The following is a 21,601-nucleotide window of genomic DNA, read 5'->3' on the forward strand; positions in this document are numbered from 1 at the left end:
ACTTTGGTTAAATATAGAATATTGCTATAGTAGTTGAAGAGGGGTTGAATTGATGAAAGATTTTACTAAGGTGTTTTTTATAGTTTTAATTTTATTTTTTATTCTGTTTGTTGCTGATGGAGTAGAGGCCGCTGTTAGAGATTGGAACTACTATGAATCGGAGCACTTTGTAGTTTTTTATCCTGAGGGTTATGAACGACAAGCTGAAGAAACTTTATATTACTTAGAAAAACATAGAGCAGAGGTGATGGAGTTAACAGGAAACGAGGGAGATTTTCAAACCAAGGTGGTGATAGAGGATATTGGGATGCAGCCTAATGGTTATGCTGACCCTATTACTAATAAAATCGGTATCTTTACTAATCAACCGGAGAGTAGTTCTGGATTAGCTAACTATGAAAACTGGTTTAGATTAGTAGGAGTTCATGAACTGACTCATATTGGCCATTTAAATAACCACTCTGGGCAGAGTTCTATGAATGTTTTTTTATTCGGGAATCTTTTTTCTCCTAACTTACATTCTCCATTGTGGTTGATAGAAGGAATAGCTGTTTATGGTGAATCACAGTTTAGTGATTATGAAGGTCGTTTAAATGATGGTTATTACGATGCTGTTTTGGCTAGTAAAGCTCAGGCTGGGGAACTTCCTTCTTTGGCTGAATCTACATATATGCACGATCATTATCCTTTAGGACATCCTTATCTTTATGGAGCTACCTTTTTTCGTTATTTAGCCGATACTTATGGTGAGGATAAGTTTGCTGATTTTTTTAATGTTTATGGTTCTTATCACTGGGTTCCTTTTATGGGCAATTTTTTCCCCAGGATGGGCTTAGATAGTGCTGCTAAGACTGTTTATGGAAGTAGCTTTGCTGAGTTATTTGCCGAGTGGCAGGCTTATGAGACGGAAAAACATCAGCAGTGGGAGATAGTTGGAGAGCAACTTAGTGATTATCAACGAAGTAGCTTAAACAGTTTAGTTGCTACTGAAGATAGATTATATTATTTTAGACGGAGTTCCTTAAACTCTTACCCTTTTCAGCATTCGCAACCTTTAGTGCAGTTAATAGAGTATAATCCGCAGACTGGAGAGGAGCAGGTGCTAGTGGAGCACGGTGCTCAAAGTAACGGCAGTATTGAGGTGGTGGATGCTAAGTTATACTATTCTGTACAAGGGATTAGTGAGGACTATGCTAATGTAGGTCAATTAGGTAAAGGAGTAACGAATATTTTATATACTTATGATTTAAGTACTGGTGAACAGGAACGACTATTAACTGCTGATTTTAAAGATTTTACAGTATTGGCAGCAGGAGAAGTAGTTTATGCTCAGGATAGCGCTGCTACTTTAGGTTCTGAACTTTGGAGTTATAGTGAAGCAGAAGGTAAACAGAAATTAGGAGAAACAGAGCAGTTGATTTCTGAGTTGAGGGAGTATCAAGGTGATTTAATTGTAGTCAGTCAAGATCGCTCTACTACCTGGAGTATTAATCTTTTACATTGGGTTGACCTAGAGTTGGAGCCGCTGGTGGATACTTTGTGGGCTGAAACTTCGATAATGGTAGCTGAAGATCAACTTTATTTTGAAGCTAATTATGAGGGGCACTATGCTCTTTATCAGTATGATTTGCTCAGTGAAGACTTATTTAAACTTAGTCAGGGCGATTATGCTCGGCAGGGGGTTCCTTATGGAGATGATATCTATTTTGTAAGTATAGATTCTCAAGGAGAGAATCTATATAAAAAGGATAAAGTAAAAACTCCTTATTCAGTAACGGAGCTAGAGGAACAAAAAATTCAAAGGAATGAAGAAGTTCCGGAGTTAACAGACTTAGACTTAACTGCTGAACAGGAATCAGGGAAGATTAAAAATTTGAGTTATTTATTTAAACCTCATACCCGATTTTTTCCAAATCTTTTAGCGGGAAGTGATGCGTTAGGAAGTAACTCTTATACAGTTAACTATTCTCAATATGAGGGTTTTGATTTTCATTTTACTTCGCGTGTTTTTAGTCCTTTAGCAGTATCTGTTAGTAATATCAAAAAGGAAGAGGGACGCCAAACAAATTTAGCTGCAGCCTATCCGCTTTATCAATCAGTAAGTGAAGGCTTTGCTAGTGCTTGGCTGGATTATAGCACGAATTTTGATGATTCAGTTCCGGGATTAAATCTAAACTTTACTTATCCTCGCCATGATTTGGACTTATACTTTCAATATAATATAGCTAATGATGGTTATAATAGTGAGTTTAATTATAAGTATTTACGAGAAGAAAGTAGTTTGATATTTAAAGGTAGTTATTTTGAGAATTTTGATAAAGATAAACAGTTGCGAGGTTTTGCTCCTAGCACTATTGAAGAAGCTCAGGGCCATACTTTGAGTGTAGACTATATACATAAATTATTTGAACTGCGTAAGGGTGCTTGGAATCCTAACTTTTTTATTGCTGATGTTTACGGTAGTCTTTTTGTAGATTATGCTGATTTTGATTCGGAGTCTGTTGCTTATGGTTATGAACTATTATTTGAGGCTGGAGCTGGAAACTGGCTTTATTTGGTACCTAAGCTAGGTGTATCTTATTCGGAAGGAGAGGCTCGGCCTTATTTGGGAGTAAAGATGGAGTTTTAAATTAAGAAAGGGGATTATATGCCTAACTTAAAGGAAATGCAGATCTTTGTTCAGCAAGTAGCCGATGCTTTTGCAGCAGTTTTGGACTATGAAGTAGCTATTATCGATGATAACTTAGAGGTTATAGCTGGTACTGGTCGGTATAGAGAGGAAATAGGTATTAAGTACGGCCCGGGTTCTATGACTCATCGTTTAATATCTAGTTCGAGGAGAGAGTCTTTGTTAGTTAGGAATCCTAAGCAGAGTGAGATATGTTCTGACTGCGTAGATAAAGAGGACTGTCCGGTGTGGGCCGTAATTATGTCTCCGATTATTTTTAGGGAGCAGGTTATAGGCAGTATTTCCTTAATGGCCTTTAATGGTCAGCAGCAGATGAATTTAGTTAATAATAGCTCTAAATTAATTACTTTTTTAGATAAGGTTTCTACATTTATCGGTAGTACTTTAGGTGAAAAGAAGATACGGAATCAGATGCGGGTGATGGCTGATCAGTTTAAAGCAGTAATTAACTCAGTTCATGAAGGAATTGTGGCCATTAATGCTCAGGGGAAGATTACTCATATTAATCAGTCAGCTCAAGAGATACTATTGATTGACTCTGAATATGAAGGAGAGCATATTAATACTCTTTTTTTTGGTTTAGAACTGGAAGATATATTTTCCGGTTTGGAGATGCTTGATAGTTCTAAGCAGTACTTTGAAAGAAAGATAAACTATCGGCAGGGAAATAGAGAGTTTAAACTGCTCTGTAATATTACTTTAATCAAAAGTGAAACTGGAATAATTGGAGCTACTATTTCCTTTAGGAAGCTGAAAGAGATTAAGGAGTTGGCTAATAAGATTATAGCTGAGGATCAAGAGACTACCTTTGCTAAGATTAAAGGGACTAGCAATCAAATGGTAAAGATAAAGAAAAAAATGAAGCGAGTTGCTACTACTGATTCTACTATTTTGATACAGGGTGAAAGTGGTACCGGGAAAGGGATGTTTGCCGAAGCTATTCATCAAGAAAGCTGTAGGCGAGATGCTTCCTTTGTTAATGTCAACTGTGCAGCCATCCCTCAGTCCTTATTGGAAGCAGAACTTTTTGGCTATGAGGAGGGAGCCTTTACTGGAGCTAAAAAAGGGGGTAAGCCGGGTAAGTTTGAATTGGCTGATCAAGGAACTATCTTTTTAGATGAGATTGGTGATATGCCTTTAAGTTTTCAAGTAAAGCTATTAAAGGTAATAGAAAATAAAAAGATAGAACGAGTAGGGGGAGTTGCAGAGATTGAAGTAGATGTGAGAATAATTGCTGCTACTAATCGTAATTTAGAAAAGATGATTAAGGAAGGTAACTTTAGAGAGGATCTTTTTTATAGGTTAAATGTGATTCCAGTTTATATTCCCCCGCTACGAGAACGACAAGAGGATATTAATTTATTGCTCCATTTCTTTTTAGAAAGATATGTTGATCGTTTAGATAAAAATATCAGGGGCTTTACTGCTGGAGCTAAAAAACAGCTTTTGAATTACTCTTGGCCAGGTAATGTACGGGAGTTAGAAAACTGTATTGAGTATGCAGTTAATATTGCTACTGCTAACTATATAACTAAGGAGAATTTACCGGAAAGGATTGTTGATTGTGATTTAGAAATAAAGTCTAGTTCAACTGTTCCAACTTTTGATGAGTTAAAACGCCAAGCAATAATTAAGGCTTTGCAGGAGTATGGAACTAGTAGTAAGGCTAAAGAAAAAGCAGCTGCTGCTTTGGGAATTAGTAGAGCTACCCTTTATCGGAAGCTTAAAGAGTTTGAAATTGATTTTTCTCAATTTAAGACAAGTTCTCAAAGTTAGAAAAAGGCCGTTAAGCCTTGTTTTAATAAAGAAAATAGAGTTTTGAAAAAATATCTATCTCATTTTGAGATAGATATTTTATATTTTTAAGCTAAATTACTAAGCTAGTTAGTGTTAATAGGGGTTGATTTGGTTTTTTAGCTGTGCTGAGTTCAGTTTTAAGTTAAATATAGAGTTTTAAGAGCGTTAATTTGGATTTATAGCAGACTTTTTGAAGAAATATTAAGTTTTGGAATAATACTTGCATTTTTAAAATAATGAAAGTCAGAATATTTATAATTTTATTATCAATAACTTCAAAAAGGGGGAGTTACTAATGGCAGACTTTGAGAGGTTAAGTGAAGAAGTGATTGCTGGTAGTGTGGATGAGGTAGCGGAGTTAACTCAGGAGGCTATTGATGGTGGAGCAGAACCTAAGGAGATTATCAATCAGGGTTTGATTAATGGAATGAGCATAGTTGGACAACGCTTTAAAGAAGGAGATATGTTTGTACCGGAGGTAATGATGGCGGCTAAAGCAATGAAAGGTGGAATGGAATTAGTAGAACCTTTATTGGCTGAAGGAGATACTTCTACGGTAGGAACAGTAGTTTTAGGTACAGTTGCTGGTGATCTACACGATATCGGTAAGAATTTAGTGGCTATGATGATGGAAAGTGCTAGCTTGAAGGTAGTGGACTTAGGGATCGATGTAGACCCAGCGGAGTTTGTAGAAGCAGTTAAGGAGCATCAGCCGGATGTATTAGGGATGAGTGCTTTATTGACTACTACTATGCTGGAGATGCAGAATACTATAGAGCTGTTGGAGGAAGAAGGCTTACGTGACTCATTGAAGGTGATAATTGGCGGAGCACCGGTAACTCCTGATTTTGGGGAAGAGATTGGTGCTGATGCTTGGGCACCTGATGCAGCTTCTGCTAAGGATAAGGTTTTAGAGTTAATTGATTAATTAATTGATCATTGCTTAGCTAGATATTTGTAGAAAGGGGAGATTAGCTTATGGAAGAGATGGTAAGAGCTAATTATATGGCAAATCAGAGTGTCAACTTTTCGATGTTAAGTGAAAATGAAAGAGAAAGAATTTACTTAGCAGCCTTGGAGATTCTTGAAAGAACGGGAGCTGTGGTTCACGATGAAGAGACTTTAGAGGTTTTGGCAGATGCAGGCTGTTGGGTTGAGGATAATAGAGTTAGGATTCCTTCGGGAGTTACTCAAGCAGCAGTTAATTCTGCACCTTCAAGAGTTGTTTTTTGCGATCGGAATGGCGAGCGAAAGATAATTGCGGAAGGAGATAAGGTTTATTTCGGGCCCGGGCCCACTAACAACTACTATATAGACCCTCATACTGGAGAAAGACGTGATCCTAAAAAAGAGGATAAGGTAGATGTAGCTAAGACCTGTGATTACTTACCTAATATCGATTACGTAATGGACTTAGGCACGCCTAAAGATGTACAGACTGGAATTTCCGATATCCATTCTTTCGACGCTATGGTGCGCAATACTACTAAACCGATCTTTCACTGGGGCTTTGATATAGATCAGTACGAGGATATTATAGAGATGGCAGCAGTAGTAGCTGGAGGAATGGAGGAGCTACAGAAAAGACCTTTTATAGCTCTTTATTCGGAACCGACGCCGCCTTTGGTTCATTCGGAAGAGGCAATTGCTAAGGCTACCTATGCTGGCAAGCATAAGCTACCTATTATCTATACTCCCTGTGTAATGTCCGGTGGAACTGCGCCGGCTACCTTGGCTGCTACTTTGGCTTTGGGAGTAGCCGATAGTTTAGTCGGCTTAGTAGCTAATCAGCATTTGAATAAAGGCAATCCCTTTATTATGGGTGGAGTTTATACCATTATGGATATGAATACTACGGTCTTCTCCTATGGTTCACCGGAGTTTTTAGCTTTGCAGGCTGGGATTGCTGAAGTAGCTAGCTATATGGAGATTCCGGTCTTTGGTACTGCTGGCTGTACCGATTCCTGTACTTTAGATGGGCAGGCAGCCGGGGAAGCAGCTATGAGTATTCTGATTGCTGCTCAAGCTGGAGCTAATGTAGTTCACGATGTGGGTTATACTGAGTATGGTTCTACTGGTTCTCTTTATCAGCTGGTAATGGGTGATGAGATTATCGGCATGGTGAAGAGATTTATGGAAGGAATTAAGGTTGATGCTGAGCATCTAGCTATTGAAGTAATAGATCAGGTGGGCCCGGGTGGGCATTTCTTAGGCCAAGAACATACCAGTAAGCATTTTAAAAATGAAACTTGGTTCCCCGATTTAATAAATCGTCAACGCTATAGCGGTTGGCAGGCTGCTGGAGCTACTACTATGGGAGAGCGGATTATAGAAAAGACCCAACGTATTTTAGCTGAACATGAGCCTGAGCCTTTGGACGATGCTGTGCTTAAGGAGTTGGATAGAATAGTTGCTCGAGCTGAAGAAAGAGAAAGGCAGCGGACTAAGAAGTAAGGAGGAGTTGATTATATATTTAGCTGACAGTGATGGTGGATATCTTTGGAAAGGAGAGATTAGTTTATGATAAATAGTAACTTAAAGGCTAATGCCTCAACTGTCTTAGAGGTGCTGAGCGATGAGCAGTGTCAGGAGATCTTATCGGCAGCAATGCAGGTTTTAGAGCAGACGGGCGTAGTCTATCACTATCAGGAAGCGTTGGAGATTATGGAGGATGCTGGTTGTTATGTAGATGGAAATCGAGTTAGGATTCCTACTAAGTTGGTAGAGAAGGCCTTAAGAACTGTTCCGTCCCGAGTAACCTTATATAATAGTAGGTCTAAGCAGCCGGCTTTGAGATTGGAAGGGAATAATGCTTACTTCGGTACTGGTTCTGATACTCCTTTCTTTATCGATCCTTATACTCAAGAACGGAAGAAGGCTAGCAAAGAAACGGTAGCTATGGCTACTAAGGTGATCGATGCCTTAGCTAATCTGGACTTTGTGATGTCTTTGGGAATTGTGCAGGATGTACCGCAGCCTATTTATGACCGACATCAGTTCCAGGCCCAGATCTTAAACTCCTCTAAACCGATTGTAACTACTGCTACCGATGTCGATGGTTATGCCGATATTATTGAGATGTGTGAGGCAGTAGCCGGAGGAGAGGACGAATTAAGACAAAAGCCCTTTATGACTCTTTATGCAGAACCTATTTCACCTTTGCAGCACGATAACGATGCTGCTACTAAGTTAGTCTTAGCCGGTCAGAAGTCCTTACCGGTGGTTTATACTCCCTGCATTATGGCGGGCGGAACAGTGCCGGCTACTTTAGCGGGAGCTATGGCTACTGGTTTAGCGGAGAGCTTAAGCGGTTTAGTGCTTAACCAGCAGGTTAACGAAGGTAATCCCTTTATCATGGGCGGAGTCTTTACCATTATGGATATGGAGACTACTATCTTTTCCTATGGAGCACCGGAGTTTAACTTAATGCAGGCTGCTTTGGCAGATATGGCTCATTATTTGGAAATTCCTATGTTTGGTACTTGTGGCTGTACCGATTCAAAGGTGGTGGATGAGCAAGCTGCTATTGAGGATGCACTGTCGATACTGATTACGGCGCAGTCAGGAGCTAATTTAAACCACGATGTAGGTTATATTGAGCACGGCAATGCTAGTTCTTTAGAAAACTTAGTAATCAGCGATGATCTAATCGGTATGGCTAGGCGAGTCGTGAAGGGAATTGAAGTTACTGAGGAAACTTTGGCTTTGGATGTGATCGATGAAGTCGGGCCCGGAGGTCACTTCTTAGCTCATCAGCATACTATGGATAACTTTAAAAAGGAAACTTGGTATCCTGATTTATTCAGACGAACTAGGTATGGAGAATGGGTAAAGAACGGAGAAAAAACCTTAACTGAACGAGCTAACGACAAGGTAATTGATATTTTAGAAAACTATGAACCTGAGCCTTTGCCGGCTGAGGTAGAGGAGAAGATAGCTGCAATTGTCAAGCGAGCAGAGGATAACTTATAGATACTGGCTAAAGTTAGAGAGCCTTGGATTGAAGTTGGGAGGATTTCTATGCAGACTGCTTTGGGAATCGATACCGGAGGAACCTATACTGATGGAGTAGTAATCGATATAGATGAAGGAAGATTATTAAGCAAGGCTAAAGCATTTACTACTCGACAGGACCTTTCCTTGGGAATTAAAGAATGTATTGATAATTTAGCAGAGGTAGACTATCAGCAGATTAAGCTGGTTTCTTTATCTACAACTTTAGCTACTAATGCTATAGTTGAAGGTCAAGGCTGTGAAGTAGGATTAATCTTGATTGGTTTTGAAGCTGAAGAAGAGTTACCTACGGAGCATATAGCTGAGATTAAGGGTGGTCACGATATTAAAGGTAGCATTAAAGAAGAGTTAGACTGCTCAGAAGTTAAAGAAATAGTGGCCCAATTAGTGGAAAAAGTAGATGCCTTTGCCGTTTCTGGTTATCTCAGTGTTCGTAATCCGGAACATGAAGAGAGAGTTAAGGAGATAATTAAGGAATTAAGCGATTATCCTGTAGTATGTGCTCATGAGTTAACCTCTTCTTTAGGAGTCTATGAACGAACAGCAACAGCTGTGTTAAATGCTCGTTTAATACCGATTATTGCTGAGCTGGTGGAGGCAGTTGAAGAGAGCATGGCGGCTCGGGGGATAACTGCTCCTTTAATGATTGTCAAAGGAGATGGCAGTTTAGTTAGTAAAGAGGTAGCTTTAGAGAAACCGATTGAAACTATACTTTCCGGGCCCGCTTCCAGTTTAGTAGGAGCTACCTATTTGACTGATTTGGAAGATGCAGTAGTGGTAGATATGGGAGGAACTACTACCGATGTAGCCTTATTAAAGCAGGGTAGCCCTAGTCTTAATGAAGCAGGAGCTAAAGTTGGGGGTTGGTTGACAAGAGTTCAGGCTATAGATATGGAGACTATTGGTATCGGCGGTGATAGTCGGATACAGGTTTCGAAAAAAGGTGCTTTGGAAATAGGGCCTCAGCGAGTATTTCCCTTAAGTTGGGCTGGCGATAAGTATAGTCATTTACTGGCAGAGTTAAGAGAGGTTAAGCAAGCTGAGTATTTTCCAGTTAACTCTCAACCTAGCGATATTCTCTTTTTTATCAAAGAGTCCTATCGAGTTGACTTAACTAGAACCGAAAAAGAGATTTTGAAGGTGATAAAGGAACAGCCGCACACTCTTTATCGACTAGGTCAAATTTTAGATAAAGATCCTAACTTATTACCTTGGGAGCGCTTAGTAAATGTGGCTGCTGTTCATCGAGCCGGTCTCACTCCGAGCGATATACTTCATTTCTTAGGGGAAATGGAGTGTTGGCAATGTGAGATGGCCGAATTAGGAGTGGAAATAGCTGCCCAGCGTCATAGGAGTGAAAACAAAGAGTTTATTAACGAGGTACAGGAAAGGATTTATTATAGATTAGCTTTAGTAATCTTGCAAAGTCTATTATCGGCCCAAGGGATAGAATTAGAATCTGTTACTGACTCAGAAGTAGAATTCTTATTGACAGAAATTTTAAAGAAGCCTGCTTCGACAGAGAAAGAATTAATAAACTTTTTTGTGGAACTGGAACTACCTATAGTTGCTATTGGAGCTCCAGTTAAAGCTTATTTTCCTACAGTAGCTCAGAGGTTGAATACCGATTTAGAAATTCCCCCTCACGCTGCAGTAGCTAATGCGGTAGGAACTATAACCGGTCAAATAGTGGAAAGGGTTAAAATACTGATTAAACCTGGGCAAAGAAGCGGTTATCTACTCCATGCTCCTTGGATTAAAGAAAACTTTGCTCATTTAGAAGAAGCTGTTAGTTATGCTGAAAAAAAGGGAGTTGAATATGTTAAAACTAAAGCTCGCAGATCAGGAGCAGTTGATTTAGAAGTATCTGTAGAACACGAAGATGTATATAGTAGTCTCTCAGCTGGGCAGGGAAAAGAAGATATGTATTTGGAAAGTAGAGTAGAAATAGTAGCTATGGGTAGACCGGCTCTAAATTAAACGAAAATTTGAGACTTGTTTTAACTCAATTTGGGGAGGGATTTAAAATGATTATTATTGGTGAATTAATTAATACCAGTCGAGAGGAGGTGGAGCCGGCGGTTAAGGAAAGAGATGTAGAGTTTATTCAGAATTTGGCTCAAGAACAGGAAAAGGCTGGAGCTGACTTTATCGATGTTAACTGTGGAACTTTGATTAGAGAAGAGGCAGAGGCAATGGAGTGGTTGGTAGAGACGGTTCAGGAAGTGGTAGAGGTGCCACTGTGTATAGATAGTCCTGACCCGGAGGTGATTAGAGTAGGTTTAGAGACTCACCAAGGAAAGGCTTTAGTAAACTCTATTACTGCTGAGGAAGAAAGATATCAAGAGACCTTGCCTTTATTACAGGAATACGATGCTGAAGTGGTGGCTTTGGTGATGGATGATGGGGGAATGCCTAAAGATGCTGAGGATAGAATTAGAGTAGCGGCTCAACTAATCGAGGATCTCACTGCCGACGGAATTGATATTGATGACATCTATGTAGATCCTATTATTCAGCCTATCGGTACCGATGAAAAGATGGGGATTCAGATTTTAAATGCTATTCAGGAGATTGTTACTGAGTATCCAGGGGTCCATATTACCTGTGGTTTGAGTAATATATCTCACGGTTTACCGGAAAGACCTTTATTAAATCAGGCTTTTATGCTGTTGGCTATGAGTAGAGGAATGGATAGTGCTATTTTAGATCCTTTAGATGAAAGAATTATGGCTTTGGCTACAGCTGCCGATACTCTCTTAGCTAATGATCAGTACTGTGCTAACTATATTAAGGCAGCTAAGAGTGGTCACTTGGATGTTTAGATAATGATTAAAAATTAAAGGGGAGTGGTAAAAATGCCGGATACTGAAAAAAAAGTAGAGAATGAAATGAATAGGGGTACAGGTTTAAAGAGTATTGACCCACCGATATTTTGGATTTCAGTGATCATTTCAGCTATTTTGGTTATTTGGGGAGCTATGGCTACGGATCATTTTTCAGGAATAATAGACTCAGTTTTTAATTTTCTAGTGGGAAGCTTTGGTTGGCTGTATATTCTTTTCGTAGCGGCAGTATTGTTGATTACAGTTATCATAGGTTTTAGTAGGTTGGGAAGTATTAGATTAGGAAAGCCAGGAGAAGAGCCTGAGTTTAGTACTCGTTCTTGGATAGCTATGTTATTCAGTGCCGGAATGGGAATTGGGCTTGTATTTTGGGGAGTTGCTGAACCGATTATGCATTACGTTACTCCGCCGCCGTTAGGAGGATTGGAGGGTGAGACTGCTGAAGCTGCTGTAATGGCTGGAAGTACTTCTTTCTTTCACTGGGCGCTTCATCCTTGGGCCCTATATGCTTTCTTTGGTTTGGTTTTAGCTTACTTTGGGTTTAGGCGGGGCATGCCTCAACTGCCTAGCTCTACTCTTTATCCTCTCTTAGGTAAAGAAGGAGTAAGAGGAGCTCCGGGGAAGGTATTTAATATTTTAGCTGTATTTGCTACTTTATTTGGAATCGCTACTTCATTAGGCTTAGGTGCTCAACAGATTAACAGTGGCTTGGGTGAATTGATAGGCTTACCCGTTAATAATACTATAGCTACAGTTATTGTCTTAATAATTACTGTACTCTTTATACTTTCTGCTGTGACAGGTATCGATAAAGGGATTAAGTACTTAAGTAATATCAATATTACTATCGGCGGTATTTTACTTGTTTTAATGCTCATCTTAGGGCCAACAGTCTTTATCCTGAACTTTATAATGGATGCTTTAGGGAGCTATCTGCAAAACTTCTTTGAATTAACTTTCATCACTAGTGCTGTTGAACAGAGTGATTGGCCGGGTTGGTGGACTATCTTCTACTGGGCTTGGTGGATTTCTTGGACTCCTTTTGTAGGTGGTTTTATTGCCCGAATTTCCAGAGGGCGTACCATTAGAGAGTTTGTAATTGGAGTATTGATTGTACCTTCAATTATAGGAATAATCTGGATAGGAACTATGGGTGGTTCAGCTATCTGGTTAGAGCAGTTTGGGCAGGGAGGTATTGTGGACCCGGTGATGGCCGATGAAGCAGTAGCTTTCTTTGTTACTCTAGCTGAGTTTCCGCTGGGGACACTGATGAGTGTATTAGCTACGATTCTGATTGGAACCTTCTTTATCACCTCTGCTGACTCAGGTACCTTTGTGATGGGGATGCTGACTTCTAAAGGTGAACTGGAGCCTTCCAATGGAGTTAAGATTACCTGGGGAATATTTGAAGGTTTAGTTGCTGCTATTTTAATATTAGCTGGCGGGCTTAGTGCTTTACAGACTGCAGCTATTGCGGGAGCCTTCCCCTTTATGTTGTTGATGATTTTAACTGTAGCCGGTATTCTAAAGGCGCTTAATGAAGATTATATTTTGCATGAACAAGGAGAGTTTATTGGTACTATAGATTTAGATTAATAATTTGTGTAACTTCCCTTCTAGGTTATATAGTTTTCCTGGAAGGGAAGTTAATTTCAGACTATATTTTAAAGGGGGTTCAAAAATGATAGAACGAAAGATCTTTATTAAAGATATTCTCAGTGCTGAAGACTTAGAGATGATCCATCAAGCATCTATAGAGCTGTTAACAGAGACTGGAATAGAAGTTTTACATGAAAAAGCACGGGAGATTTTTGCAGAAAATGGGGCCCGCGTGGAAGATACTAGAGTTTATTTAAGCGAAGAACTACTTGAAGAATATTTAGCCAAGGCTCCTAGTTCTTTTACTCTTCACGCTAGGAATCCAGATAATAATGTAACTATTGGCGGCGATAATTCAGTCTTAGCTCCCGGCTACGGAGCTCCTTATGTAACTGATTTAGACGAAGGAAGGCGAGATTCTACCTTTGAAGACTATCAGAACTTTACTAAGTTAGCTGCTGCCAGTGAGAATATCGATGTTTTAGGTGGAGTAATTGTAGAACCTACCGATATTGCTGATCAGCTGCGTCACGTGAAGATGCTTTATGTTGCTGCTAAATATAGCGATAAGTGTTTAATGGGTAGCGCTTTAGGTAGTAAAAAGGCTAAGGAAGCTTTTCAGATGGCTAGTCTTCTTTTTGGTGAAGAGGATATTATTGACGATAGAGCAATAGTGATTTCTTTAATCAATACCACTAGTCCTCTCAAATATGATCACCGCATGTTGGATGCCTTAATAACTCATGCAGAGTATAATCAGGCAGCGGTAATTGCTTCTTTAATTATGGCTGGCTCTACAGGGCCGATGTCCATTGCTGGAACTTTAACTTTGCAGAACGTAGAGGTGTTAACGGGGGTAGTATTGGCGCAAATGATTAATCCTGGTACTCCGGTAGTTTACGGTTCGGCTACTACTATTACCGATATGAAGACGGCTAACTTAGCTATTGGTAGTCCCGAGTATGCTAAGTTCGTAGGTTCTACGGCTCAACTAGCTCGTTATTACGGTCTTCCTTGTAGAGCAGGTGGTTCAATTACTGATTCCTTGCTAGCTGATACTCAGGCTGGTTATGAATCGATGATGACCTTTATTTCCTCCATCAACCACGGTTTGAACTTTATTCTTCATTCAGCAGGTTTATTGGAGAACTATATGACTATGTCTTATGAGAAATTTATAATTGATGATGAGATTTTGGGAATGATTAATAACTATCAGGCCGGAGTTGAAGTAAGTGAAGAGACAGTAGCCAAGGAAGTAATTCAGGAGGTGGGCCCTGGTGGTCATTACTTATCCCACGCCCATACTTTAGAGCATATGCGAGATTTTAGAGAGCCTATACTCAGTCAACGAGCTGGCTTTGATGGGAGCTCAGAAATAGATTCTACAGTAGAAAGAGCTAATCAAAAGTGGAAAGAAGTTTTAGCTGACTTTGAAGCCCCTCCCTTAGATCCTAAAATTGAGAATAAATTAAAGGAATTTATGGAGCAGGTAGCTAATAATTAAATAGAGGATTAATTAACTAAGCTCTTTGATTAAATTTCAGAGAGCTTAGTTATTTTATTTTTAAAGAATGCAGGACATGTTAATCATAATAAATAAGAAAACTGTTTGGATAAACAGGGAAAATAGTTAAGATGTAGAAAAGTATATATAGGTCATACGCGTCAACTTAATACACATTTTTCTAGTTGATTTGTTCTTTTATAGATAGATTGTTTTAGAGCAAATGATAAAGGTCAAAACCTATTTTGACATGCCCCGTAGGAAATGCCCTTGGGGTGCTGACTAAGTAATGACTAAAATCTGACTAAATCATAAAAAATTAGGAAATTAATTATTTTATCCTCCAGGGCGCTGTGTCAAATTGCTCTTGACTTTGAACTTAGTTGTTAATTATTAATTTAACGAAACAATTCATTAATTTAGTTTCAATAAGCTAATCAAAGATATACCTGAGTAGTTACAAAATCAATAATCAGAATAGAAAATAGCAGGAGGGACAGCAATGAACTTAATGATTTTTGTAGTTAGTCCAATGGTAGGTTCAGTAATCGGTTACTTTACTAACTGGGTAGCTATTAAGATGTTATTTAGGCCTTTGACAGAAAAGCGAATATTTGGTTTAAAGCTTCCTTTTACTCCCGGAGTAATTCCTCGTCGACGTGGTAAGTTAGCCGAAAGTATTGGTGATATGGTAGGTAGACAGCTATTAACTGCTGATGCCTTTCATAATATATTACAGAGCGAGAATATGAGGTCTAAGTTAAAGGAGTTTATTCAAGAGCGAATTAGGAGCTTAAAACAAGAAGAGCGAAGCTTAGCGGAAATTATGGAGAAAGTTATTGCTGATCGTCAGCAGAGAGAAACTTTAGCTAAAAAGATAAAAAAAGTATTTTTTAAAGGAATTAAATCTTTACTTAAGGAAGATAAAATAGTAGAACTATTAGATAAGCAAGTAGATAAATTGGAAGTTGAGGATTTAGCAGCTTACTTTAATAGTTCAGACTATCAGCAGTTAAGATCTGAATTAGCAGAGGCGATCGCTGCTTCTTTAGACGGGGAGGCTAGCCAGGAAGAGTTAGCTAAGCTAATTCAAGAACAAGTAAATAAGCTGGAGAATAGTGAGCAGACCTTAGCAGAACTGTTACCGCAGGGACTGCAAGTAGCTATTAAAGACTGGTTGGCTGAGCAGGGCCCGCAGTTAGTAGAAGAGCTAATTAATTTCTTAGGCTCGCCGCAAACTAGAGAACGGATTAATCAAAAGCTAGAAGAATTTTTGGAAAATAATTCGCTAATGCAGATGATAAGCGGTTTTATAGATAAGGATAAGATTATCGATCAATTGATGGAAAAGATGGTTAAGTTTTTAAGAGAACCGGCCAATCAAGAAGAAATTGTAGAGCAGGTAAATCAATTTTTGGACTCTATACTGGAAACTGAAGTTGCTACTATAGCAGCTAAGTTAGATGAAGAAGCTGTAGCTGAGATTAGTGAATTTTTAATAGCTAATCTGGCTTCGGTAGAGGTATCTGAGCAGCTATTAAGCCTTTTAGAAGGAGTAGCCTTAGAAAAAATAGCTCAGTTACAGGAATTAACTACCCAGCAGCGGCAAGCTTATAAAGATAAATTGGAGGCTGTGTTAAATAAACTGTTGAGCAAAGAGTCTTTATGGGAAGCTTTGGAGTTGTGGAGTAGCGAACAGCTTGATCAGCTCGGTAGTAAGCCAGTAACTACCTATTTCAAAAAGTTAGATTTAGAGACTATTGAGCAGTTGGAAACAGGAATTTTAGCTGCTTTAACTTATACAGTTAAGAATCATCTAGGGAAGGTGTTAAGTACTTTAAACTTTAAGGAAATGGTGAAAAGAAAGGTTAATTCTTTTGATATCTTAGAAGTTGAAGCTTTAATATTAAATGTAATTGAGACGGAGTTAAAAGCTATTACTTGGTTTGGAGCTGCTTTAGGAATGATAATGGGTTTAATTACTCCACTTATTAATCTATTGATGCAGTAGTAGCTATTTGCCACCAGCAACTGTACTTCTGGTGGCTTTTAATATATAGGCTTTCTTAAAATATACTATTGCTTTTGCTTATGTATTGTTTTTAATAGGCTTTCTACTTTTTCTTGGTCGTAATCTGTTAGCAGCTTTAAGGTTATATTTCTATAAACCATTCTTTCGTAACGTTTAAAGAGGAGGGAGAAAGCTAGCCAGGCTATAATACCAGTCAGGATAGCTAGTTGATATTTATTGCTGATAATATAAGTAATCATAATTGAGGTAGAGAAGATACCTATAAAAAAGGAGAGTAAGTTTATAAATTCGTGTTTAAAGTTTATTTTTTTGAGTAACCCTGTAAATATACTTAACATAATTTTAAATTCCCACCTTTCACATTCTTAATTGGCTCGTATAAATTATTCTAGACTTTAGTTTAAATACCTTTAATAAATCGTCTTTCTTTTAAATTATTATCTAAATTGAGGTGAAGGTTATGGCTATAAAAATTATAATTAATCCTTGTTCTGGACGCGGTAGAGGAAGATCTTCTTTAAAAACAATAGAGCAGCAGTTTGCAGAAGCAGGACTGGACTTTGATATTGAACTTACTTCTGCTGCTGGAGAGGCTATAGAATTGGCTAAAGAAGCAGTGGAAGCTGATTATTCTCTGGTAGTTGCTGGTGGGGGAGATGGGACTTTAAATGAAGTAGTAACTGGAATTTTGGCTGCTGAGTCTCCTTATCCTCGATTAGCTTTAATTCCAGTAGGAACTGGTAATAACTTGGCTCGAGCTTTGGATATTCCTTTGGAGGCAGAGGGAGCCTGCCAAAGAATTATCAAGGCTGAGAAAGTAATTAAACTCGATGTAGCTAAGGTTAATGATCGTTACTTTCTTAACTCTTTAGGGATTGGCTTAAACTCACAGACCGTCTATAATGCTAACCAGGGCTTTGATAATATGACGGGCAGCATAGTTTATATGTTGGCTGCAGTGCAGGCTTTATCCGATTATGAGAGTGTGGAGTTAGAGATTAGATTGGATAGCGGTGAGCTGATTGAAGGTGCTTTTTTAATGATGGTGATTGGTAATGGCAAGGTGTATAGTAGGGCCCTAGATTTAATTCCTGACTATAGTATTAATGATGGTTTATTGGATCTGTGTTTGATTGAGGAGATGTCTACTCCAGAGCTAATAGCTAAGTTTCCTAAGTTTTTGGCTACTCAACATGAGGATTTGGCGGAGGTAACAATGAGAAAGATTAAAGCAGCTCAGATAAGAGTATTGAACAGCGATAGATTTCAGGTTGACGGAGAGGTGTTAACTGGTGAAGAGTTAGAAATCAGTATTTTGCCTCAGGTTTTGGAGATGATAATTTAAGTGAGGTGGAGATTGTGGAGTATAGAAAACAGCTACAAAGCTTTGTGGATTATTTTAAAAGTAGCGAAAAGAATAGGGCTGAAGAAGCTATTGGAGTAGAGGTTGAACACTTTATTGTTTGGGCTACAGACTTACAGGCAGTTAACTATTCAGAAAGTGAAGGAATAGCAGCTATTTTGCAGAGGCTGTTGGAGCAAGGTTGGCAGGGCCAGAATGAAGGAGATTTTTTAGTCCAGTTAAGCAAAGAAGAAAAGATAATTACTTTGGAACCTGGAGGGCAGTTGGAGGTTAGCATTAATCCACAGCAGCAGATTAGTGATTTAGCTAATATATATCGTTCTTTTTTAGCGGATATAATCCCAATTTTGAATGCAAATGATCAGTTATTATTGACTACAGGCTGTCAAGTAGAAAGTAAGCTGGAGGAGATTGAATGGACTCCGAAAGCAAGATATAGGATTATGTCCCGTTATTTAGCTAAGCGTGGTAAGTATGCTCATCACATGATGAAAGCTTCGGCGGCCCTGCAAGTTGCTATAGATTATAGAAGTGAAGCTGATTTTATTAAAAAGTTTAAGATAGCTAACTCATTATCACCAATAATTTCAGTTTTAAGCGATAATTCACCCTTTTTTGTGGGGCAGAGGTATGAGCAGCATGCTGCTCGAACCTTGATCTGGTCTAACTGTGATGATGAGCGATGTGGAGTGGTTGAGGAAGCTTTTAGTGATCATTTTGGCTATCAAAAGTATGCTGAATATATTTTAAAACGTCGACCTATTTTGTTAAATGAAGGAAATGAATTTAAGTTTACTGGAGAGCAGACTTGTAGAGAGATTTTTGCAAATGAGGGGATGTCGTCGGCTAATTTAGAACACGTATTGACTATGTTTTTTCCGGAAGTTAGAGCTAAAAACTTTATTGAGTTGAGAATGATGGATACTTTGCCGCCAGAGTTACTTTGGGGAATAGTAGCTTTTTGGAAGGGTTTGCTTTATGATGAAGAAAATTTGCAGGAAGTTTATGAATTAGTTAAGGACTGGTCTTATGCAGAAGCAGAACAGGTTAGGGCTGATATTATTAAAGAGGGTTTAGAGGCTGAATTAAGAGGTCAGACATTTTTGGAATTAGGAAGAAAGCTTTTTGAAATTTCTGCTCGCGGACTATCAGCAGAGGAACTTGAATACTTAGCTGATTTTAAAGAATTAATAACTTCAGGTCAAAATCCAGTAGCTGTGACTAGGGAAAGTTTAGAAGCAGGTAACGACAAAAAGCGGGCCCTAGAATGGTTAACTTTAAATCGGAAACTTTAAAAGGGGGTTAGTAGATAAGTGTTAGCAAAGCTTAATCAGCAGTATCAGCGCTTATTAGCTACTAAGCCTAGCTTATACGCTGAAGATTTAACTAAAATTTATCAGGATTTAGAGGAGCAAGAAATCTATTATCAAGGTCAGGTAATTCCTATTCTTTATCAACCCTTTTTCTTCAGTTCAGCTGAGATAAAACAGTTTACTGAGTTAGGCTCTAGACTGAGTAGCATCTTAGTTAAGGTTATTGAGCGATATTTAGAGAAGCCGGAGTTTAGATCTTATTTTGCTTTTAGCCCGCAGCTAGAGGAGCTAATTTTAGTTGATCCGGGTTATTCTGCTTTAGCGCCTATGCTGAGGGCTGATATCTTTTATTACGGGCTCGATGATTTTAAGCTATGTGAGCTAAATACCGATGGTTCTTCAGGAATGGTAAAAAGCAATGTGCTAGAAAAACTGTTCTTGCAGTCAGCAGCCGTTGAAGACTTAAATGAAGAATTTGGCTATAGTTTTGCTTATAATGAGCTAATCCAGAGCTGGATAGATACCTTACTCAAAGCCTATAGTGAGTTTGATCCTCATAATACTCAACCTAATATAGCTATTATGGACTTTGATAATTTAGGAATGGTCAGTGAATTTAAATATTTTCAACAAGCATTAAGGGAAGCTGGTTATCAAAGTGTGATTGTTGATCCTAGAGAACTGGAGTATCGTAATGATGCTTTATATTATCAGGATTTAAAGATAGACTTAATCTATCGACGGGCCGTAACTCCAGATTTAATGGAGCGCTACTCAGAACTTGATGATCTATTAGCTGCCTATCGCCAGCAGGCAGTCTGTTTAGTGGGCTCCTTTAGATCACATATTATTCATAATAAAGTTTTATTTGCGCTACTGCACGATCGGCAAAAGACCGATTTCTTGAGTGCGGCTGATAGAGAGTTTATTGAGCAGCATGTTCCAAAAACGGAGCTTTTAAGCGATAAAAGAGTTACCCGAAAGCAGTTGTTGAATAGACAAGAGGAGCTAGTGCTGAAACCTCTAGATCTCTATGGAGCAGAAGGAGTCTACATAGGAGCTGACTTAAGAAAAGCAGAATGGAGGAAGATAATAGATGAGATAGACTTTGATGATTACTTAGTACAGGAGTTTTGTCCTTTGCCGGAGCTAGAACTAGCTGTTTTAGATGGAAAGAGTTTAGAACTGCAGAGTTATAAGTATATTTTAGGTCTTTTTATCTACGATTTTTCCTTTCAAGGAATCTATACTAGAGCTGGACAGCAAAATGTAATTGCTAGCTCTACCGGTTGTGTTACTTTACCTAATTTAATAAGCTATTAAGCTGATAAAAAAGCTACTTTCATCGGAAAGTAGCTTTTTTATTATTTGAACTTCTAAATTTTCTTTTGTTTCATATAATTAATTGATAGATGCAAACGATTTGCAAAAGGAGGCCTGGAAGGATGAAAAAGCTTTTTTTAATCAGCCTACTACTATTGTTCAGTATAGCTTTATTAGGCTGTGGACAACAGGAAGAGGCTGTGCAGTTGGATGAAGCAGAGGAAGTTTTACAAGTTTATAGTAGTTTTTATCCTTTACATTATGTTAGTGAAGAAATTGGGGGAGAGTTAGTCAATTCTCAGTCTATAGTTCCCATAGGAGATGAAGTACATACTTATGAAATATCACCTCAACAGATAGCCGAGTTGGAAAATGCAGATTTATTTTTTTATAATGGTTTAGGCTTGGAACCCTGGGCTAAAAGAGTTAGTGATAATATTGAAAAGATGGGAGTAGAGGCTGTTAAAGTAAGCGAGGTGATAGACTTATTAGAGTTTGAAAAAGACTCTCACCATTGTGATCATTCAGAGCACGGAGCTAAAAAGAGTGAACATAGCAAAGCTCATAATGAAATAGATCATCACCACCATGGAGATTACGATCCTCATATTTGGTTGAATCCAGTAAATATGAAAGAAATAGGTCGCTTGGTTTTAGATAAGTTTGTAGAAGTAGATGCTGAAAATGAAGAGTACTATCAAAGAAATTATCAAAACTTTGCTGAGCAGTTGGCAGAGCTAGATCAAAAGTACCAAGAAGCTTTGGGGGAACGAGAACAGGACCATATATTGGTTTCTCATTCTGCCTTTGCTTATTTAGCAGATAGATATGGCTTAGAAGAGTTAGCTGTAGCTGGAGTCTCTTCACATCAAGAACCCAGTACTGGTGGCTTAGCTAAGTTATCCGAAAAGGTAAAAGCAAAAGATTTGGAGTATATCTTTTTAGAAACTTTAGCTAATCCTAAAACAGCTGAAGTTTTAGCTCAAGAAGTTGAGTTAGAGGTACTAACTTTAAATCCTATTGAAGGATTAACTGAGGCAGAGCAAGAAGCTGGCGAAGACTATTTATCAATAATGAAAAGCAATTTAGATGCTTTAAAGAAGGCGTTGGTGAATTAA

At 38.5% G+C, this 21,601-nt stretch carries 15 protein-coding genes; 14 read left to right on the forward strand and 1 reads right to left on the reverse strand.

Translation table 11 applies throughout. The features are described from left to right. Window positions 1-52 precede the first annotated feature (52 nt). The 10 genes from MWH30_RS01485 to MWH30_RS01530 all read left to right on the forward strand — a co-directional run bounded on the left by MWH30_RS01485 (window position 53) and on the right by MWH30_RS01530 (window position 16,463). Window positions 53-2,629, forward strand: a complete 2,577-nt coding sequence (locus MWH30_RS01485) for a gluzincin family metallopeptidase (RefSeq protein WP_248662270.1) — start codon at window positions 53-55, stop codon at window positions 2,627-2,629. Window positions 2,630-2,647: 18 nt separating this feature from the next. Further along, the gene (locus tag MWH30_RS01490; protein WP_248662271.1) at window positions 2,648-4,465 is read left to right on the forward strand and encodes a sigma-54 interaction domain-containing protein; all 1,818 of its coding nucleotides are present in this window, start codon (window positions 2,648-2,650) and stop codon (window positions 4,463-4,465) included. A 316-nt stretch (window positions 4,466-4,781) separates the two neighbouring features. Continuing rightward, on the forward strand, window positions 4,782-5,414 hold the full coding sequence (locus MWH30_RS01495) for a cobalamin B12-binding domain-containing protein (protein ID WP_248662272.1): 633 nt from the start codon (window positions 4,782-4,784) through the stop codon (window positions 5,412-5,414). 50 nt (window positions 5,415-5,464) lie between these two features. Next, complete coding sequence (locus tag MWH30_RS01500) at window positions 5,465-6,940, forward strand: trimethylamine methyltransferase family protein (protein WP_248662273.1); 1,476 nt, start codon at window positions 5,465-5,467, stop codon at window positions 6,938-6,940. Between the two features lie 66 nt (window positions 6,941-7,006). After that, window positions 7,007-8,458: a trimethylamine methyltransferase family protein gene (locus MWH30_RS01505; RefSeq protein WP_248662274.1), complete on the forward strand. Its 1,452-nt coding sequence runs from the start codon at window positions 7,007-7,009 to the stop codon at window positions 8,456-8,458. 48 nt (window positions 8,459-8,506) lie between these two features. Continuing rightward, window positions 8,507-10,480 carry a hydantoinase/oxoprolinase N-terminal domain-containing protein gene (locus tag MWH30_RS01510; RefSeq protein ID WP_248662275.1) on the forward strand — a complete coding sequence of 658 codons (1,974 nt, stop codon included), beginning with the start codon at window positions 8,507-8,509 and terminating at the stop codon, window positions 10,478-10,480. A 47-nt stretch (window positions 10,481-10,527) separates the two neighbouring features. Continuing rightward, window positions 10,528-11,325: a dihydropteroate synthase gene (locus MWH30_RS01515; protein WP_248662276.1), complete on the forward strand. Its 798-nt coding sequence runs from the start codon at window positions 10,528-10,530 to the stop codon at window positions 11,323-11,325. A 33-nt stretch (window positions 11,326-11,358) separates the two neighbouring features. Next, window positions 11,359-12,942 (forward strand): BCCT family transporter, encoded by a 1,584-nt coding sequence (locus MWH30_RS01520; protein WP_248662277.1) that lies wholly within the window; start codon window positions 11,359-11,361, stop codon window positions 12,940-12,942. A gap of 85 nt (window positions 12,943-13,027) precedes the next feature. After that, window positions 13,028-14,452, forward strand: coding sequence for a trimethylamine methyltransferase family protein (locus MWH30_RS01525; protein WP_248662278.1), 1,425 nt, complete (start codon window positions 13,028-13,030; stop codon window positions 14,450-14,452). Between the two features lie 502 nt (window positions 14,453-14,954). After that, a complete protein-coding gene (locus MWH30_RS01530; protein ID WP_248662279.1) occupies window positions 14,955-16,463 on the forward strand; it encodes a DUF445 family protein in 1,509 nt (502 codons plus the stop codon). Between the two features lie 65 nt (window positions 16,464-16,528). On the opposite strand, the gene MWH30_RS01535 is transcribed toward MWH30_RS01530, so the two are convergent. After that, window positions 16,529-16,822, reverse strand: coding sequence for a hypothetical protein (locus tag MWH30_RS01535; RefSeq protein WP_248662280.1), 294 nt, complete (start codon window positions 16,820-16,822; stop codon window positions 16,529-16,531). Between the two features lie 122 nt (window positions 16,823-16,944). Between MWH30_RS01535 and MWH30_RS01540 the strand changes: the two genes are divergently transcribed. The 4 genes from MWH30_RS01540 to MWH30_RS01555 all read left to right on the forward strand — a co-directional run bounded on the left by MWH30_RS01540 (window position 16,945) and on the right by MWH30_RS01555 (window position 21,601). Beyond that, window positions 16,945-17,829 (forward strand): diacylglycerol/lipid kinase family protein, encoded by an 885-nt coding sequence (locus MWH30_RS01540; RefSeq protein ID WP_248662281.1) that lies wholly within the window; start codon window positions 16,945-16,947, stop codon window positions 17,827-17,829. Between the two features lie 14 nt (window positions 17,830-17,843). Beyond that, a complete protein-coding gene (locus tag MWH30_RS01545) occupies window positions 17,844-19,142 on the forward strand; it encodes a glutamate--cysteine ligase (RefSeq protein ID WP_248662282.1) in 1,299 nt (432 codons plus the stop codon). 18 nt (window positions 19,143-19,160) lie between these two features. After that, window positions 19,161-20,483: a glutathionylspermidine synthase family protein gene (locus MWH30_RS01550; protein WP_248662283.1), complete on the forward strand. Its 1,323-nt coding sequence runs from the start codon at window positions 19,161-19,163 to the stop codon at window positions 20,481-20,483. Window positions 20,484-20,605: 122 nt separating this feature from the next. Beyond that, window positions 20,606-21,601, forward strand: coding sequence for a metal ABC transporter solute-binding protein, Zn/Mn family (locus MWH30_RS01555; RefSeq protein WP_248662284.1), 996 nt, complete (start codon window positions 20,606-20,608; stop codon window positions 21,599-21,601).

This window comes from Fuchsiella alkaliacetigena (genome assembly GCF_023227765.1).
GTDB classification, from domain to species: Bacteria; Bacillota; Halanaerobiia; order Halobacteroidales; family Acetohalobiaceae; genus Fuchsiella; species Fuchsiella alkaliacetigena.